The following is a 15,873-nucleotide window of genomic DNA, read 5'->3' on the forward strand; positions in this document are numbered from 1 at the left end:
TACGATGTGCTCCACCAGCAAGACAGAGTCGAGCCATGAGCCGCAACCTAGACGACCTGCAAGCCGCCCAACGCGCCTTCGCCCAGGAACGGGAATGGGGGCAATTCCATACCCCTAAAAACCTCGCTTCGGCCCTTGCCGTGGAAGCGGCCGAGTTGCTGGAGCATTTCCAATGGCTCACGGAAGAACAAAGCAGGACGTTGCCGGACGACAAGCGCGTGCAGGTCGGCGAGGAGATCGCAGACGTGCTGCTCTATCTGTTGCAGCTGTCGGACAAGCTTCAGATCGACGTGATCGACGCCGCTTGGCGCAAGATCGGGCTCAACGCGGAGAAATATCCGGTGGATCGCTCCCGGGGCAGCATCAGGAAGTACAACGACATCTAGGGAACCTTCGATGCGAAGGGGGCCGCATCCGTCTACGGCCGGATCTTGAAGCCCGGATTTTCGTTGATGGTCCCGTCTTCCTCAAGCACGGCGAAACGCACGCCGTCGCGGTGGAACACGACCGGGATGGGCGCCATGAACATCGGCCTGCGCACGAAGCGCAGCTTCCAATGGAATTGCTCCATCGTGTGCAGCGTTGCGAGTTGTTGCGGCGTCAGCCCTGCCTTCAACTCGGAGGTATCTTCCTGAATGATCGAACTGCGTCGCTCGCGTTCGGACATGGCCTGCTCCCTAGTACGACTACCGGATTGTGCCCAAGCTTTTTCCCGGATAGCGTGAAAAATAAGGAGTGCCGATGCGGATCGCGGCAAAGTGCGCACGTCATCACATGCCGGCGCGGCGCAGGCGATGGGCATCGATGGGATTCCGGCCGGGAACCTGGATCCGGTCTCCGGCCGCTTTGTCCGACGGTTGGTTGCGGCGCCTTCGCCGAGCCCCGCTCAGTGCACCAGGGTCTGGATCGCGTGCGCGGGGATGCTCACCTGCGCCGAGTCCGAACCTACGTAGAAGTTGTAGGTTATTTCCTTCTCGGTCGGGTTCATCACCACCGTCGCCAGCTTGTTGTCCTCGTTGAGGAAGGAGGTCGCAAGCAGAGTGCTGCGGCTGCTGACTGCGCTGACGCGCCGCGCATTGGGGCGCACGAACCTGGAGAAATGGCCGATGTAGTAGTAACTGGGCGTGTAGATCAATTCGCCGGTATTGGTATCTGCGTGGATCGGCGCGAAGCACAGGTTGCCGACGTGGTTGGGCCCGCCGGTTTCGTCGAGCAGGATGTTCCAGTCGGTCCAGCCCACCGCGCCGTTGTTGAAGTCGTTGATCATGGCGCTGCCGTAGCGTTCGGCATTGGGCCAGTACTGGTAGCGCGCGGGGTCGAACTTCTCCACCGTCGCCTCGGTCAGCAGCAGCGGCTTGTCCGGGTAGGCCTCGGCCACGGCCGCCACGTTGCGGTACATCGGCTCGAAGCCGGCCCAGGTTTCGTACCAGTGGAAGCCCATGCCCCAGGCGTATTTCGCCGCTTCCGGATCGTCGAAGATCACCCGCGCGCGGTAGGCCATCATGTCGCGGTTGTGGTCCCAGACGATGATCTTCTTGTCCTCGTAGCCGGCCTTGTGCATGGTCGGACCGAGGTGGTTCTTGAGGAAATCGCGTTCCTCCTCCGCCGTGTACAGCATCGACTCCCAGGTCTGGGTGGCCATGGGCTCGTTCTGCACGGTGATGCCCCAGATCGGAATGCCCTCCTTCTCGTAGGCGGCGATGAACTTGGTGAAGTACTTGGCCCAGGCCTCGTTGTATTCCGGCAGCAGCTTGCCGCCCTTCAGCATGTTGTTGGTGGTCTTCATGAAGGCCGGCGCGCTCCATGGACTTGCGAACAAGGTCAGCTTGCCGCCTGCCGCCGCTATGGCCTTCTTGATCAGCGGGATGCGCGCGGTGCGGTCGTGGTCGATGGAGAAAGTGGAAAGCGTCTTGTCGCCTTCCTTGATGTAGGTGTAGCTGCCGCTGCTGAAGTCGGAGCTGTGGATAGTGGTGCGCGCCAGCGTGTAGCCGATGCCGTTCTCCTTGTCGTAGTAGGCCTTGAGGAATTCGGCCTGCCGCGCTGGGTCCAGTTTGGCGAACACTTCTGCGCTGGAGTCGGTGATGGCGCCGCCGATGCCCAGCACCGATTGGTAGCGCTTGTCCGGATCCACGAAGATCGAGTTCTCCACCTCGACCAGCTTGTGCCCGGGACGCAAGGTGGCCGTCCCGCTCTTGCTCAGCCGCTGGTCCGGGCCCTGCGCGCTGGTGTAGACGACGACGGTATCGCTGTTGCTGGAGAATTTTTTCACGGGGGTTTCCGCGGCGTAACCGGAGGAGTGGGCCATGAGCGCGACCAGCGTGGCCGCTGCCGGCGGGTAAAGGAAATTCTTCATCGATTGCCTCGTGGTCGGATGGTCATATGCGCAGGGCCGGCGGGCGCCAGCGTGGATGTCAGGGTACGTGCTCCGGCCCTGGTCGGGTGGATTGTCCGTCGGCGGACGTTGCCAGGCCGGCGATCACCGAACTGTCGCGCCCGCTGTTCTTGGCCCGGTACAGGGCTTCGTCGGCCAGCGAAAACCATTCCTGCCAGCGCTCCTCTTCGCCCGCCATCGCACCGCCCAGCGACACCGTGATTCTACCCGCCGGCCCACGCAGCCCGCTGCGCACCGCCTGGCGCAGGCGTTCGCTGGCGGCCCGCAGGTCTTCCGGAGTATCGACGTCCAGCAGCATCACGAACTCTTCGCCGCCGAAGCGGAACACCCGGTCGTGCTTGCGCATCTCGAACTTGAGAATGGCGCCCAGGTCGGCGATGGCGGCATCGCCCGCCGCATGGCCATGGGTGTCGTTGACTTCCTTGAAGCGGTCGATGTCCGCGATCAGCAGGCCATGGCGGCGCTTGCCGGCGCGCTGCAGCAGCATCGCCTCCTCCAGGGCCCGCTCCATCATGCGCCGGTTCGGCAGACCGGTCAGTACGTCCAGCGAAGCCAGCTCTTCGAGCACTTGATGGTCGCTGCTGACGCGCAGCGCGAACAGATAGGCGAACAGGGTGACCAGCGCGGCGACGACCGCGGCGGACATGCGGTCCACCGGCAGGCCGAACATGTGCGGCAGGAACAGCAGCACGAGAGTCAGCAGCAGATTGAAGACCAGCGCCTGGCGCGGACCGGCGATGAAGAAGTTGGTCATCAGCACCAGATAAACCCAGGGCAGCGATGCGGGTCCGATGACGTAGCAGGCGACGGCGCAGCCCAGGCTGTTGGTGGTGCACAGCAACATACCCGGGCCGATGGTCCTGCCGGTGCGCATGGCATAGATCACCGGGGCGCCGATCAGTACGGCGATGACCAAATCGATGGACGCCGCCGCCCATTGGCCGTGCAATGCGCGGTAGGCAGCGAAAATCGCCAGCGTGAGGACAGTGGCCGAGCCCAGCAGGACGATGATGCCTAGCTGGGAATTGCGCTGAAGCCGGTTTAGCAAGGCGGGCAATCCTCTGCATCACCACAGGCGAGACGCCAGGGCGGGTTGGTGAGAGAACCGCAATGCTAGAGGGGATCGGGTTCCCGAGGGGTGAACGCGGCCACAGACGGACGATTCAGGGAAGGCGCGTGCGGACGGGAGCGGTACCGCATGCCGGCCGGTGCTGCGAAGGTGGGAGCGGCGTCCCGCCGCGAGCTTTTGAATCGACGAAAAGCTCGCGGCGGGACGCCGCTCCCACGAGCGTAGATATCGGCGGTACCGACGGCCGCCGCAGGCCGGCCCGCTACGCTTCCGCATCCGGCGCCGGCTGCAGTCCTGCCCTCACCTCCTCCAGATCGGCGATGACCGTTTCCAACGCGTCGTGGAATTCGCTCTGCCGCATCATCAGGTTCTCGATCTTGCCGGCCTGTTTCAGTTTGGACAGCTCGCCGTCGAACATCAGCCACTGGGCGGTCAGCAGTTCGACGTTGTTCTTGGAGTAGTGCCGCATCTCCTTGAGCTGCGACAGCGTATCGGCAACATGATCGAGCGGGGTCTTGGGATTTTCCTCGGACATGACGCACCTCCTGCGGGAAAGGCGATTGCCGCCCGATGGTACCCATGAAGGCCGAACGCCGGCGTCATGGAGGCGCGGACGGCAGCGGCAAGGGGAAAATGTCCCTGCTCTTTCATCCCGGCGAAACCCCCGGCATGCCTATCCTGCGCGCATGCCAACCCTGCCGCTGCCCACCGGGCACGACCTGCTCGAGCGCAACCGCCGCTTCTACGATGGGCTATGGCGCGGCGCGCGCCTGAGCGAGCCGCAGAGGTTCAATACCTGGCCACTGGTCGCCCGGTTGACTGCCGGCGCCACGCAGCGGCTGGAAGTGGCCCCTGGCCTGCGGCCGCGGTTTCCGCTTCACGGCACCTGCTTCGTGGACATCAGCCCGCCGGCGCTGCGGCGCCTGCAAGCCGGCGGCGCCAGCGTCCTGCAAGGCCAGGCGACCGCGCTGCCGTTCGCCGATGCCGCCTTCGATGCGGTCTGCGCGCTGGACATCATCGAACATGTGGTCGACGACGACGGCGCACTGGCCGAGCTTTCCCGCGTAGCCAAACCCGGCGCGGCGGTGTTGCTGTCGGCGCCGCTGCACCCGGCCAGTTGGACCGCCTTCGACGACTTCGTCGGCCATTACCGCCGCTACGAGCCGGAACAACTGCTGGCGAAGCTTCACGCGCACGGTCTGGCGCTGGAGCAAAGTGCGGTCTACGGCATGCAGCCCAAGTCTTCGAAGCTGCTGGATGTGGGCATGTGGTTCCTCACCCATCGGCGAGAGCAGGCGATGCGGTGGTACAACCGGACGTTGCCGCTGTTCGTGCGCTTCCAGAAACCGCTGGCGCTGGTTCCGGGTCTGGTGGGTACCGAACAGGTCGATGAGGTGCTGCTGGTTTGTCGCAAGGAGTGACTGGAGTCCGTGTTGGCGTTGGGCGGATACGCACCCCTAACGACCTGCCGCAGACAATGCGGGATCACGCGGGCCTTATGGGCTTGCGCCGCTCACTATCGGGAGGCCTTATACGGGGTGGCGTGCAGCGCCGGATGAGGGTACGGCGAAGTCAGCATCGTCGGAACCATCATGACTTCGCCGTACCCTCACCCCAACCCCTCTCACCTGTGGACACCCTTCGGGCGCCAATGGGAGAGGGGCTCGCTCGACGGGAGAGGGGCTTATTGTTTTGGCGCGACCGGATCGGGCGGGCCTTCCGGCTCCGGCGGGGGTGGTGCGTCGGCCGGAGTGCCGGGCAGGTAGAACGTCACGCGGTCGAACAGGCGGCGGTAGAAATCCTGGTTCTGCACGGTATTGCTGCCCACCCGCACCAGGTTGGCATTGCTGGTGCCGATCGGCAGCGACACCGAGCCGATCATGCTCACGCCGACGCTGGCCGAATTGGATTGCGACTTGAGGGCGTAAAGATCCTGCACGGCGTTGATGAAGACGATGGAACCGCCTTCGGACTTCGGCACGCAGGTGGTGAGCACCTTGAGCTGGGTGTGCACATCGGCCTGGGGCTGGAAGTTCTTGATCGCCTCCACCGTCCCCGGGGCCATCTTGCCGATCACGTAGCCCTGCCCCAGCAGCGCGCGCCGCGTGGCTTCGCAGGCAATGGGCGGCGCCACCGCATAGCTACGCGAATAGGTGTCGTCGGCACCGAAGGTCTCGCCCAAGGGCGCCGGTTCTTCCTTGGTCCGGTTCGAGCCGCATGCGGTCAGCGATGCGGCCAGGACCAGAGCGAGCGCGAGGGATCGTGTGAGCAGATTGGTGGAGGACATGTTGGGGGAGGACATGGGAGAAATATCCGATTTTCCAAGTCCGCCCGAGTGTAGCCACCGCGTGTGCAAGACAGCTGAACACGGCGTCACCTCAAAACCGTTGAAATGACGCCCTATTCACATGGTTCGCCCCATGGATCGCCCAGCTTGTCACTCGCCGGTGGGAATGGCGGCCGGGTCCATCCAGAAGGCTCCCCAGACGTGGCCGTCGGGGTCGGCGACATCGCGGCCGTACATGAAACCTAGGTCCTGTATCGGGTTGATGTCGCCGGTTCCGCCGTTGGCCGCCGCTGCGGCGTTGAACGCATCCACGGCCTCGCGGTCGTCGAAGGAAAGCGCGTTGGAAACTTCGCTGGAGGTGTTGGGCGGTATGGGGCGGGTGGTGAAGGTCTTCCACTTTTCGTGGGTCAGCAGCATGGTGTGGATGGTGTCGCTCCAGACCATGCAGGCGGCAGTGGCGTCGGTGAAGTGGGGGTTGTTCTTGAACCCAAGGGCCTCGTAGAACTTCATGGAGGCGGCAAGGTCGGCGACGGGAAGGTTGACGAAGATCATGCGGGGCATTGGGTGCAGTCCTTTTGTGGGTTGGTTTGTATCTGCAACGAACGACCGCGGTGGAAATCGACAAACTTTCTTCTGACCGTAACCCCGACGGAAGAAGCCCTTCCCCCGTTCACGGGGGAAGGGCCTGCCCCGGACTTGATCCGGGGTGCCCGAAGAGCCTGCCCCGTACTTGATACGGGGGCGGATGGGGGCGCTCTTGGCGCAACCCCCTGAGAAAAGCCCAGTTACTCAATCCATCAAACGCAATCAACAACCCGCCCGACTATTCGGCTGCCTCCGGCGCCCCCATATTCCCCTTGCTATACATCCCCGACCGATCAAAGCAGCAAGCCCGCCGATTACCGCAAGCCAGCTTGTCGCAGGCCACGCCGATGCGCTTCACGCGCGTCTCGGCCTTCTTGCCGGAGGTGATCCAGTGGATCCAGTCGCGCCGCGCCACCGCGGTGATCTCGCCCCACATCGCCTTGGCAGCGGGATTGGCCGCCAACGCCTGTTTCAGGTCGGCGGGCACTTTCGGCTCGGGTTCTTTTTCCACCGGCGCCATCTCGAGCGCAATGGTGTCGCCCGCCGCAACCCCGGCCGCTTCGCGCAAGGCTTTCTCTATCTTGAACCAGTGGCTGCCCTGCCCGTCGGGCTCCAGGGTGGCCTGGAAGGGCTGGCCTGCCAGCGTGCCGTCGACGGTGACCATGCTGCGCGTCGGCAGTTTCTTGCTTGCGGCCGCGGGCAGCACCAGGAAGGTCCACGCCGCGCCCTTCGGGGTGGCGGGCCGGGAGAGCTTTGCTTTGAACTTGATCGGGGCGGTGGATTTGACCATGTGGGAACGTTAGCACTGGTGGCTGTTAACCATCCATAGAGCGGACCCGAGCCCGCCGTATGGATTCGCTATTGCCGCATGCGGCGGGCTTGAGCCCGCCCTATGGACTCTACAGCGGCAAGAACGTGTACACCGCGTCGTACGGGTATCTGCCGTTGGTGCGTTCGGAATGGACGTGCAGGCCATCGTTCTTCAAGGTGCCGTCCATCTTGAACGCGCCGAACGCGGCTTTGAGTCGCGCGCTGAACGCATTTGCGCCGGGTTTGTATTTGCCTTTGACGACGAAGGCATCGCCGGCGATGAAGGTGTCCATCACTGCACGCGCCGGGAAGCGTCCGCCGATGCTTTGCCAGAGGATCTTGCCATCGGCGGTGAAGCACAGGTAGCTCCAGCCTTTCTCCATCTTGGATTCGTAGACGCCGTCGAAGCGCACGCCGGATTTGCACTGGATGGGGGCGCCGGGCTCAGGGGCGGCCATCGCCGGAACGCCGGCTTCGCTGCCGTCGGCGAGATACAGTACATGGCCTTCCGGATCGAAGACATGCACGCCGTGATGCTTGGCGATCGCGCGCAGTTGTTGCAGTCGCTCGGCGTCGAATTCGCTGAGTTCGAATGTCATCTCGAGCATCGATCCCGCGGGTCGGTTGTGCTGGAAGTCTTCGTGCCAGACGACGCCCTTCGATCCATCCTCCGGCCAGATCTGCAATAGGCGCACGAATAAGGTCGCGATACGCGCGGTCGGCGCGTCTTTGCTGTCTTGCCATTTTTCGACGAAATCCGCGGCGGCATTCGCGTCCTTCACTTGCGGGGCATCCATCGCGTACAGAATTGCTTCGCTCATCGCTACTCCTGGCAGACATAGGGCGGGCCCCGGCCCGCCGAATGGAATTGCTATTGCCGCATGCGGCGGGCTTGAGCCCGCCCTATGAGCTCTAAGCCGAGCCGGGAAGCGGTTTCGGCTTTAATGAATCGTTAGGCATTGTCGCCATGCATTTGTCTTTGAACAACTCCAAAGGGATATCCCCCAAGCCCCGAATGCGGTCGCCAGCATACGTCGTAGACATGCGCATTTCCGCGGGAGATCCAACGAAGAAGACAATGACTCCGTCGCCACGGTCAGACCCCGCGCCTGCGTAATAGCTGGCGGGACCATACTCATCTCCGATGTTGTAGTGGAGCTCAACACCAGAGTCCTTCTTCAAGAACTCCCTGATTACAGCCTTGACCTTGCCGCCAGGGGTCGGTTCGTAGCGGATCAATGCAATAACGCTTGCCGCCTTGATCTGTTCCTCCAACGTAAGTTCGTTGAAATCAGGGTGCTCTTGACCGGTGCTGGACCATGGCTTGCTATTCACAGGGCGCTCTTCATTCGTATGAATCTTGCTAGACACAAATGCGGGCATTGCAATGAACGTGTACAGGAAGAAAACGAGCAAGAACGAAATACCGAATCCGGCGCCGAAAACGAGCCCCTCCAAGAACTTCTTCGTCACGATCTATCCTCAATGCCTAACTACGATTAGACCCCAAAAGTGAGGCGTAGCACGGATTGTGGGTGTGGCCTGGGAGGCCCGTCAATCAGCTCGCAGGACAGGTTGAGCCGAAGGCGATGCGCATCATCGTGCAGAGAAACATAGGACGGGCCCCGGCCCGCCAAATGGAATCGCTATGCCGCATGCGGCGGACTTGAGCCCGCCCTATGGGTTCCGGAAGACCCGTCAATACGTCGCTCTCTATCCAATCCCCCAGAACGCATCCTTGAAGGCAATCCAGATCTTCTTGAGCGTTTCCGTCCGCCCGCGCAAGAATGCCACACGAAACAGTTGCACCAAGGCGGCGAAACCGAGCGCTGCAAATATCAGGAGGCCCAGTCCGTCTCGAAATATAAATGCGGCAATCGCAAAAACCACCACGAGCGCGACGAGAGTCAGGTCCGTCCTTAGCATGCTTATCGACGCGTGGTTCTTCATGACACCTAACGCCCAAATTAAGCCGAACCGCGAAGCGGGTTCGGATTGAATGAATTATTAGGCACCACCCTATGAACTAGAAGCGCTGCCCCTTATAGGGCTTGGCGATGACCTGCCAATCATCCTCGTACACAACTTTACCCGGGTCCGAAGTATGTAGCACCTCAACATGCACTCCGTGGAGGTCAAGGAGCTCCTTGAGGTGCCACATGCGCCGAATGGCCTCAGATGCCGCGGGCTTGAACCAAGAAATGGCCCGACGATGCTCTTTTATCCCGAGCATGGCCGGAACGAGCAGGTACTCATTGAACCAAGATAGTACGGTCCGGAGGTCGGAGTGCTCGTCAACGGTCAGGTCGCCGCCATCACGCAGCTCATGGGCCGCAACCAGGATGCCACCGGTATGGCCAGAGTCTGGATCAATGGCAAGAGTGGTAAACCGGACGAACATAGTGCTTGGTGTGATGCCCAACTACGATTAGGCTCCAGAAATAGGGCGTAGCGCGGATTGTGGGTGTGGCCTGGGAGGCCCGTCAATCAGCTCGCGGGGCAGGTTGAGCCGAAGGCGATGCGCATCATCGTGCAGAGAAACATAGGGCGGGTCCCGGCCCGCCGAATGGAATCGCTATTGCCGCATGCGGCGGGCTTGAGCCCGCCCTATGAGCTCTGGTGGGTTCTTTATGTCCGGACTTTCTCGGACATAACCGGCGCTAATGCTCTGCGTCGGGAGTGGGCGAATACAACACCCGCAAGGGGAATAAGCCTGCCGTCTTAGTGCGGTTTCTAGCCTCCCGACATCCCGCCTGCCCTCGCAAGCGGGCGTACCCACGGACCGGAGTACCGCCACCATGCTCAAGCCCCGCCGCACCGCCATGCCCTCCCCGGCTACCTGCTGCCCGAAGAAGCCCACCAGCAACTGCAGTGCCTCTGCCAACACCTGCACCTGCTGGCCGAACTCAGCCAGCCGGAAATCCTCAACCCCGACCATTTGATCCTGCCGCGGGCTGGCTTGACTCATTGCTTCAACCAACTGGCGGAGGCTGCGGATCGGATTGTGGCTGGGGCTGCTTTTCGGTCGGTGTAAGTTTTACGGCGGATCTTGATCCGGGGGACCAGGCGAAGAGCACCCCTCCCCAGCCCTCCCCTGCTTTCGCAAGGGAGGGGGTCAAGCAGGCATGCTTGCATATTGTATTTCGATGTGTTTAATATCGATAAACGATATAACCGGAGACCATGCCATGACCCGTACCAGCGCCCAAGCCCTTGCCGTCGCCCGGCCAGTCATCCAGGGCCTGATCCTCCTCAACGCCCTCTACGCCCTGGTCATCGCCGGCCTGCTGGTCTGGAGCTTCTTCATAGAAGGCTGGCCACAACGGCCGCTCGGCTTCGACATGACCAACGCCCACCCGCTGGTGGGCCAGGGACTGCGCGCCATCGTCTTCATCGGCCTGGTGGGCGCGGCCATCGTCCACACCATCCTGCGGCGGTTGCTGGCCATCGTGGACACCGTGCGCGGCGGCGACCCCTTTATCCTGGAGAACGCCCAACGCCTGAACGCCATCGCCTGGAGCATCGCAGCGCTCGAAGGACTGCGGCTGATCGTCGCGGCGATTGCGGCGGTGGTGTGGGAACCGGGAAAGGTCGACGCGTTCTCGTTCGCCGCATGGCTGGCGGTGCTGCTGATGTTCGTCCTGGCCGGCGTGTTCGCCCACGGCGCAAGCATGCGCGCCGACCTTGAAGGCACGGTGTGACATGGCGATCCTGGTACGGCTGGACGAAAAACTCCACGAACGGCGCATGACCCTGACCGAACTGGCCGCGCGCGTGGACATCACCGTCGCCAATCTGTCCATCCTCAAGACCGGCAAGGCGAAGGCGGTCCGCTTCTCCACGCTGGAAGCGATCTGCATCGCGTTGGACTGCCAGCCGGGGGAATTGCTGGAGTTCCGGCGGGAGGACCAGGGGGATATTGTGGTTTCTGCGGATACAAGCCGCGCAACACCCGCATGAAGAACAGCGAAGAAAAGCCCCTCATCGCGGGCCGGGCCTAGCGAAGCTGCTTAAGCATGTCCGCGATCGGGCCATGGACGATTTGCCTCAGCAATCGCGCCTCACCCGGGTTGACGAGCCCGTATTTTCCGCTTTCATGGCGCTCCAGCAGAAGAGTGGCCTCTCGTTCGATCCTGTCCGCCAGTTCTTGCAGCATTCGGCTTGCGACGCTTTCCGGCAGTCCAAGTTCAAGACCGAGCGCCAGAATTTCCTTGCGGCTTACGTCGCCGAAATACTTGGCCTCTCCCATCGAAGTCACCAGCTCCGCACGGGCCCAGCCTTCTTGGTGATAGACATTGGTGGACAGCAGATCGTAATGAGGCGCCAGCTCAATTCCCCGAGAGGTCATGTAAAAACTCATGTTCTTGAGATGCGAATCGCCATTGCCCACCACCGCGTTGAAGACCGCCCACCGGAACAAGGCGGAGCGGGCGACCGCGCGTGTCCGGCATTCCTCGACAAGCCAGCGCAACGTGGCGGGTGTGGCTTGCTGATATTTGAAGGCGGCATCCAGAGACAAGAGCTGGCATGCATCCAGCACATGCAGACGACGCGCCGACCCAGGCGATCCTTCACGATCGAATCTGCGAACCAGGTAGACGGGCTCGGGAACATAATGCATTGCTACTTCCGGTACAGACAGCCCCACGGCACCGGCCAAACTCATCACAAACCATTCGTTGATTGCGCTATGCGGATAGAGATCGCTCTGTTGATGATCAGGCTTCAGAATGTGCGTCGAAGCCACATTGCCCGTTGGCTCCCAAAGCTCGCCTTCATCCAGAACCACGGCAAGCTTGTGTTGTGCGCCGGCCATCGACATGCGTTTTGGAGCCCCGTGCGACAAGGGAACGCGAGGCAATGCACGGATCCGCTCGGAAAGGATCTCGTCCCTGAGCAACTCCAGGTGGCCCTCTTGGATATTTTGGCCCGGCGGCAGCAGCGTCAACGCACCAGCCGATTCGGGCCCATAGCGTTGCAACAGACCGAAGGCGTCGGCTTGAGCGACGCCCGCATCATGCGCCAGCAACGTACGGGCGCCATCTTCTGGCAACAGATTGTCGAAAAACCATTGCACGGGACGGACCGAGCCGCCGTCGACGATCAGCCCTTGTGCGCGCGGCAGCGCTGGCGACAGATCGAAACCTTCAGCCGATCCCTGCCAGGCGGCGTCGTACTCCAACAACCAGACATTATTGGTTTCCCGCAGCTCGCCTACCCGAGTTCCCTCGAACCCTATCGTCAAAGTGCGGGGCGCTGGAATGCTCACCTGCTTGGGCCTTTGCGGACTTTCCGTGGGGAGTCGGGGAAGTCCATCTCCAAAGAAATGCCCAGCTCTTGCAGGATGCGTAGTACTCGTCCCAATTGGACCGTGGGCTTGCCCGATTCGACGTCACGTAAAAAAACGTGGCTTGATCCGACAACGGCTGCCAGATCGTCCTGCCGCAACCCTTGTTGTTTCCGCGCAGTGCGAATCGCAGTGCCTATATCTTCAGCGCTGTTGATTGGGATACGCATCGCCCCTCCAAATCTAAGCCATAGCTTAGATAATGGCAGACTTTGATCCATGCAACAATAAAAACTAAACCAGAGCTTATAAATTTCGACAGGGGCTCTAAAAAGAGCCAAAAAGAAACTGTGGCTTAGTTTTTAGCGATTCTTCAAGCAAACGGATCCTGCAACACCATCGTGTGGTCGCGGTCCGGGCCGGTGCTGACGATGGACAGCGGGCAGCCGGCCAGTTCTTCCAGCGCGCGCAGGTAGGCGCGGGCGGCGGCGGGCAGCTTGTCCCATTCGGTCACGCCGTGGGTGTTCTCTTCCCAGCCCGGGAATTCCAGGTAAACCGGCGTGCACTCTTCCCAACCCTGCGCGTCCAGCGGCGCGTATTCGGTGCGCTTGCCGTGGTACTCGTAGGCGATGCAGATCTTCAGCTTCTCCATGCCGTCCAGCACGTCCAGCTTGGTGATGCACAGGCCGCTGATGCCGTTGATGGCCACCGCGCGCTTCAGCGCCACGATGTCGATCCAGCCGCAGCGGCGCGGGCGGCCGGTGGTGGCGCCGAACTCCTGGCCCTTGGCGCGGATCAGCTCGCCGGTTTCGTCGTTCAACTCGGTCGGGAACGGGCCGCCGCCCACGCGCGTGGCGTAGGCCTTGCAGATGCCCAGCACGTAGTCGATGGCATCGGCGCCCACGCCGGTGCCGGCCAGCGCGCCGCCGACGGTGGTGTTGCTGGAAGTGACATAGGGATAGGTGCCGTGGTCGATATCCAGCAGCGAACCCTGCGCGCCTTCGAACATCACCCGCTTACCCTGCTTGCGCAGGTCGTGCAGGATGCCGGCCACGTCGGACTTCATGGGCTGCACGTATTCGCCGAAGGCCAGTGCTTCGTCCAGGGTCTTCTGGAAATCGACCGCTTCGGTGCCCAGGTATTTGGTCAGCACGAAGTTGTGGTAATCCAGCGCCACGCGCAGCAGTTCGGCCAGCTGCTGCGGATAATGCAGGTCGGCGATGCGGATACCGCGGCGCGCCACCTTGTCTTCGTAGGCCGGGCCGATGCCGCGGCCGGTGGTGCCGATGGCCTTGCCGCCGGCCTTGATTTCGCGGGCCTGATCCAGGGCGATGTGGTACGGCATGATCAGCGGCGCGGCCGGGGATATCTTCAGGCGCGAGCGCACTTCGACGCCGTTGGCTTCCAGCTCGCCGATTTCCTTCATCAGCGCGGCCGGGGAAATGACCACGCCGTTGCCGATCAGGCACAGCGCGTCGGCGCGCAGGATGCCGGAGGGGATGAGGTGCAGCACGGTCTTCTTGCCGTTGATGACCAGGGTATGGCCGGCGTTGTGGCCGCCCTGGAAGCGCACCACGGCGCCGATTTCCTCGGTGAGCAGATCGACGATCTTGCCCTTGCCTTCATCGCCCCACTGGGCACCGAGAACGACGACTGACTGACCCATGATTTGTAGCTCCGATTTTTTGTAGGAGCGGCCCCTGGCCGCGACCGCGGCGCCCGGGCCGTAGGTCGCGGCCAGGGGCCGCTCCTACAAGGGCGCTACACGGAAAAAGCCGGAGGGGAAGCACTCGTTCAGAGCAGCCCCATCCGGCTTTTGTGCATTATCCGGGTTTTGGGTGGCGGGGGCTACCCTGCTCCGCACAAGCCCCTCTCCCGCTTGCGGGAGAGGGTGGCCGAAGAGCCTGCCCCGTACTTGATACGGGGCCGGGTGAGGGCCGCTTTTGGCCCCTCCCCTTGCTCGCGCAGCGAGTAGGGGGAGGTTGGGAGGGGGTGCTTTTGGCGGTGACACAAGAGCAACAGCGCCCTCATCCGGCCTGTCGGCCACCTTCCCCCGCAAAGCGGGGGAAGGACGCTTCGATCATTTTTTGGAATTACCGATCGCTCTTCATGTACTGCAGGAACGGATCGTCCTTGTCCAGCACGATCACGCTGTTGCCGTCGGAGAACGAAGTGCGGTAGGCCTCCAGGCTGCGCTGGAAGGCGTAGAACGCCGGATCGCGGTTGGCGGCTTCGGCATAGATGCGGGCGGCTTCGGCGTCGCCCTCGCCCTTCAGCTTCTGCGAATCGCGTTCGGCTTCGGCCACCAGTACGGTCTGGTCGCGGTCGGCGGAGGCGCGGATGGTGCGGGCCTGTTCTTCGCCCTCGGCGCGCAGCTTGCTGGCCACCTGCATGCGCTGGGCGCGCATGCGCTCGTAGACCTGCTTGATGACTTCGCTGTCGGTGGGCAGGTCGATCTGCTTCAGGCGGATGTCGGTGATGTGCATGCCCAGCGTACCGGCGCCTTCGTTGATGGCGGTGAGCTGCTTGACCACGATGTCGTTGCGGTCGCCGGACACCAGCTGCTGCAAGGTGCGCGAGTTGATCTCGTTGCGCAGCGAGTCGGTGATGATGGGCGCCAGACGTTCGTTGGCGGTCTTTTCCTCGCCGCCGGTGGCGCGGTAGAAGGCGCGCACGTCGGAGATGTAGCCCACGGCGAAGAAGTCGACGCTGACGTCCTTGCGTTCCAGGGTCAGGTAGCGCTCCGGCGCGGTTTCCAGGATCTGGAAGCGGCGGTCGAACACGCGCGCGGTTTCCACCAGCGGCACCTTGAAATGCAGGCCCGGCTTGATGTCGGCGCGGACCACCCGGCCCAGGTTCAACACCAGCGCGGTCTGGTCCTCGCGGACCACGTAGACCGAACCCAGCAGGCCGAACAGGACCACGGCTGCGATAGCGGCGTAAAGGGAAGTTTTCATCGTTCGACCTCCTCACGGCCGGTGGGTCGCGCGGGGCGTTCGCTCGAGCTGGAAGGCACGGTGCTGCGCACGGCCGGCATCACCACGTCGTTGGGCAGCAGGGCGGGCGCGGGCGCCGCCGGCGCGCCGTTCTGCGCCGGCATGGGCACGTAGATCAGCTGCCTGCCGTCGCCGCCGACCACTTTGCGGTTCTGCGCCAGTACGTGCTGCACGGTCTCCAGCCACAGGCGCTTGCGGGTGACATCGGGCGCGGATTTGTATTGTTCCTGCAGCAGGCTGAAGCGGGCGGCGTCGCCGGTGGCGCGGGCCACGGCGGCGGTCTTGTAGCCGTCGGCGGCGGTGCGCAGGCGGGCGGCTTCGCCGCGGGCTTCGGGCACGACCTTGGCGGCGTAGGCCTGGGCCTGGGTGACCAGGCTTTCGCGCACCTGCTTGGGGGTGTTGTCCTTCTCGCAGGCAGGGTGGTCCTTGGGGGGGGGGGGGGGGGCG

21 protein-coding genes are annotated in these 15,873 nt (G+C 62.8%); 5 read left to right on the plus strand and 16 right to left on the minus strand.

Annotated features, from left to right (window positions below; all coding sequences use genetic code 11):
* Positions 1-35 precede the first annotated feature (35 nt).
* Positions 36-386: a nucleotide pyrophosphohydrolase gene (locus tag CSC73_RS14225; RefSeq protein ID WP_163841377.1), complete on the plus strand. Its 351-nt coding sequence runs from the start codon at positions 36-38 to the stop codon at positions 384-386.
* Between the two features lie 32 nt (positions 387-418).
* On the opposite strand, the gene CSC73_RS18500 is transcribed toward CSC73_RS14225, so the two are convergent.
* The 4 genes from CSC73_RS18500 to CSC73_RS14245 form a co-directional block, all read right to left on the minus strand.
* On the minus strand, positions 419-802 hold the full coding sequence (locus tag CSC73_RS18500) for a hypothetical protein (RefSeq protein ID WP_246197532.1): 384 nt from the start codon (positions 800-802) through the stop codon (positions 419-421).
* A gap of 84 nt (positions 803-886) precedes the next feature.
* On the minus strand, positions 887-2,353 hold the full coding sequence (locus CSC73_RS14235) for a glycoside hydrolase family 30 protein (protein ID WP_246197533.1): 1,467 nt from the start codon (positions 2,351-2,353) through the stop codon (positions 887-889).
* 58 nt (positions 2,354-2,411) lie between these two features.
* The gene (locus CSC73_RS14240) at positions 2,412-3,440 is read right to left on the minus strand and encodes a GGDEF domain-containing protein (RefSeq protein ID WP_246197534.1); all 1,029 of its coding nucleotides are present in this window, start codon (positions 3,438-3,440) and stop codon (positions 2,412-2,414) included.
* A 283-nt stretch (positions 3,441-3,723) separates the two neighbouring features.
* Positions 3,724-3,996 carry a hypothetical protein gene (locus CSC73_RS14245; protein ID WP_163841379.1) on the minus strand — a complete coding sequence of 91 codons (273 nt, stop codon included), beginning with the start codon at positions 3,994-3,996 and terminating at the stop codon, positions 3,724-3,726.
* 151 nt (positions 3,997-4,147) lie between these two features.
* On the opposite strand from CSC73_RS14245, the gene CSC73_RS14250 reads away from it, so the two are divergent.
* A complete protein-coding gene (locus tag CSC73_RS14250) occupies positions 4,148-4,882 on the plus strand; it encodes a class I SAM-dependent methyltransferase (protein WP_163841381.1) in 735 nt (244 codons plus the stop codon).
* 263 nt (positions 4,883-5,145) lie between these two features.
* Here the strand turns inward: CSC73_RS14250 and CSC73_RS14255 are convergent, their stop codons facing one another.
* The 7 genes from CSC73_RS14255 to CSC73_RS14285 all read right to left on the minus strand — a co-directional run bounded on the left by CSC73_RS14255 (position 5,146) and on the right by CSC73_RS14285 (position 9,565).
* Positions 5,146-5,763 carry a DUF2242 domain-containing protein gene (locus CSC73_RS14255; protein ID WP_163841384.1) on the minus strand — a complete coding sequence of 206 codons (618 nt, stop codon included), beginning with the start codon at positions 5,761-5,763 and terminating at the stop codon, positions 5,146-5,148.
* A gap of 135 nt (positions 5,764-5,898) precedes the next feature.
* Entirely contained in the window at positions 5,899-6,309 is a 411-nt protein-coding gene (locus CSC73_RS14260) for a VOC family protein (protein ID WP_163841389.1), read from the minus strand.
* Between the two features lie 262 nt (positions 6,310-6,571).
* Entirely contained in the window at positions 6,572-7,123 is a 552-nt protein-coding gene (locus CSC73_RS14265) for a YdeI/OmpD-associated family protein (RefSeq protein ID WP_163841393.1), read from the minus strand.
* Positions 7,124-7,232: 109 nt separating this feature from the next.
* The gene (locus CSC73_RS14270; RefSeq protein ID WP_163841397.1) at positions 7,233-7,964 is read right to left on the minus strand and encodes a hypothetical protein; all 732 of its coding nucleotides are present in this window, start codon (positions 7,962-7,964) and stop codon (positions 7,233-7,235) included.
* A gap of 91 nt (positions 7,965-8,055) precedes the next feature.
* Positions 8,056-8,616 carry a hypothetical protein gene (locus CSC73_RS14275; protein WP_163841400.1) on the minus strand — a complete coding sequence of 187 codons (561 nt, stop codon included), beginning with the start codon at positions 8,614-8,616 and terminating at the stop codon, positions 8,056-8,058.
* 240 nt (positions 8,617-8,856) lie between these two features.
* A complete protein-coding gene (locus CSC73_RS14280) occupies positions 8,857-9,093 on the minus strand; it encodes a hypothetical protein (RefSeq protein WP_163841406.1) in 237 nt (78 codons plus the stop codon).
* A 76-nt stretch (positions 9,094-9,169) separates the two neighbouring features.
* Entirely contained in the window at positions 9,170-9,565 is a 396-nt protein-coding gene (locus tag CSC73_RS14285) for a hypothetical protein (protein WP_163841409.1), read from the minus strand.
* 420 nt (positions 9,566-9,985) lie between these two features.
* On the opposite strand from CSC73_RS14285, the gene CSC73_RS18695 reads away from it, so the two are divergent.
* From CSC73_RS18695 to CSC73_RS14295, 3 genes are all read left to right on the plus strand, one after another.
* Positions 9,986-10,177 (plus strand): XAC0095 family protein, encoded by a 192-nt coding sequence (locus CSC73_RS18695; RefSeq protein WP_425502328.1) that lies wholly within the window; start codon positions 9,986-9,988, stop codon positions 10,175-10,177.
* Positions 10,178-10,331: 154 nt separating this feature from the next.
* Positions 10,332-10,844: a DUF2975 domain-containing protein gene (locus tag CSC73_RS14290; protein WP_163841411.1), complete on the plus strand. Its 513-nt coding sequence runs from the start codon at positions 10,332-10,334 to the stop codon at positions 10,842-10,844.
* Between the two features lies 1 nt (position 10,845).
* A complete protein-coding gene (locus CSC73_RS14295; RefSeq protein ID WP_163841415.1) occupies positions 10,846-11,103 on the plus strand; it encodes a helix-turn-helix domain-containing protein in 258 nt (85 codons plus the stop codon).
* Between the two features lie 37 nt (positions 11,104-11,140).
* Here the strand turns inward: CSC73_RS14295 and CSC73_RS14300 are convergent, their stop codons facing one another.
* The 5 genes from CSC73_RS14300 to CSC73_RS14320 form a co-directional block, all read right to left on the minus strand.
* A complete protein-coding gene (locus CSC73_RS14300; protein WP_211840892.1) occupies positions 11,141-12,412 on the minus strand; it encodes a HipA domain-containing protein in 1,272 nt (423 codons plus the stop codon).
* Positions 12,409-12,711 carry a helix-turn-helix domain-containing protein gene (locus CSC73_RS14305; RefSeq protein WP_343042730.1) on the minus strand — a complete coding sequence of 101 codons (303 nt, stop codon included), beginning with the start codon at positions 12,709-12,711 and terminating at the stop codon, positions 12,409-12,411. The genes CSC73_RS14300 and CSC73_RS14305 overlap by 4 nt, the downstream gene beginning before the upstream one ends.
* 92 nt (positions 12,712-12,803) lie before the next feature.
* Entirely contained in the window at positions 12,804-14,096 is a 1,293-nt protein-coding gene (locus CSC73_RS14310) for an adenylosuccinate synthase (RefSeq protein ID WP_163841421.1), read from the minus strand.
* A 427-nt stretch (positions 14,097-14,523) separates the two neighbouring features.
* Positions 14,524-15,387 (minus strand): protease modulator HflC, encoded by an 864-nt coding sequence (gene hflC / locus CSC73_RS14315; protein WP_163841424.1) that lies wholly within the window; start codon positions 15,385-15,387, stop codon positions 14,524-14,526.
* A partial coding sequence (locus CSC73_RS14320; RefSeq protein WP_484573221.1) for an SPFH domain-containing protein occupies positions 15,384-15,873 on the minus strand: 490 nt, incomplete at its 5' end. The genes CSC73_RS14320 and hflC, both read right to left, overlap by 4 nt.

The organism is Pseudoxanthomonas sacheonensis, from assembly GCF_010093305.1.
Taxonomy (GTDB): Bacteria; Pseudomonadota; Gammaproteobacteria; order Xanthomonadales; family Xanthomonadaceae; genus Pseudoxanthomonas_A; species Pseudoxanthomonas_A sacheonensis.

What these genes read in the sequence shown, in the direction of transcription:
- CSC73_RS14225 (WP_163841377.1), top strand. Translation starts at nt 36, where the DNA reads ATGAGCCGCAACCTAGACGACCTGCAAGCCGCCCAACGCGCCTTCGCC.
- CSC73_RS18500 (WP_246197532.1), bottom strand. Translation starts at nt 802, where the DNA reads ATGCCCATCGCCTGCGCCGCGCCGGCATGTGATGACGTGCGCACTTTG.
- CSC73_RS14235 (WP_246197533.1), bottom strand. Translation starts at nt 2,353, where the DNA reads ATGAAGAATTTCCTTTACCCGCCGGCAGCGGCCACGCTGGTCGCGCTC.
- CSC73_RS14245 (WP_163841379.1), bottom strand. Translation starts at nt 3,996, where the DNA reads ATGTCCGAGGAAAATCCCAAGACCCCGCTCGATCATGTTGCCGATACG.
- CSC73_RS14250 (WP_163841381.1), top strand. Translation starts at nt 4,148, where the DNA reads ATGCCAACCCTGCCGCTGCCCACCGGGCACGACCTGCTCGAGCGCAAC.
- CSC73_RS14255 (WP_163841384.1), bottom strand. Translation starts at nt 5,763, where the DNA reads ATGTCCTCCCCCAACATGTCCTCCACCAATCTGCTCACACGATCCCTC.
- CSC73_RS14260 (WP_163841389.1), bottom strand. Translation starts at nt 6,309, where the DNA reads ATGCCCCGCATGATCTTCGTCAACCTTCCCGTCGCCGACCTTGCCGCC.
- CSC73_RS14265 (WP_163841393.1), bottom strand. Translation starts at nt 7,123, where the DNA reads ATGGTCAAATCCACCGCCCCGATCAAGTTCAAAGCAAAGCTCTCCCGG.
- CSC73_RS14270 (WP_163841397.1), bottom strand. Translation starts at nt 7,964, where the DNA reads ATGAGCGAAGCAATTCTGTACGCGATGGATGCCCCGCAAGTGAAGGAC.
- CSC73_RS14280 (WP_163841406.1), bottom strand. Translation starts at nt 9,093, where the DNA reads ATGAAGAACCACGCGTCGATAAGCATGCTAAGGACGGACCTGACTCTC.
- CSC73_RS14290 (WP_163841411.1), top strand. Translation starts at nt 10,332, where the DNA reads ATGACCCGTACCAGCGCCCAAGCCCTTGCCGTCGCCCGGCCAGTCATC.
- CSC73_RS14295 (WP_163841415.1), top strand. Translation starts at nt 10,846, where the DNA reads ATGGCGATCCTGGTACGGCTGGACGAAAAACTCCACGAACGGCGCATG.
- CSC73_RS14305 (WP_343042730.1), bottom strand. Translation starts at nt 12,711, where the DNA reads ATGGATCAAAGTCTGCCATTATCTAAGCTATGGCTTAGATTTGGAGGG.
- CSC73_RS14310 (WP_163841421.1), bottom strand. Translation starts at nt 14,096, where the DNA reads ATGGGTCAGTCAGTCGTCGTTCTCGGTGCCCAGTGGGGCGATGAAGGC.
- hflC (WP_163841424.1), bottom strand. Translation starts at nt 15,387, where the DNA reads ATGAAAACTTCCCTTTACGCCGCTATCGCAGCCGTGGTCCTGTTCGGC.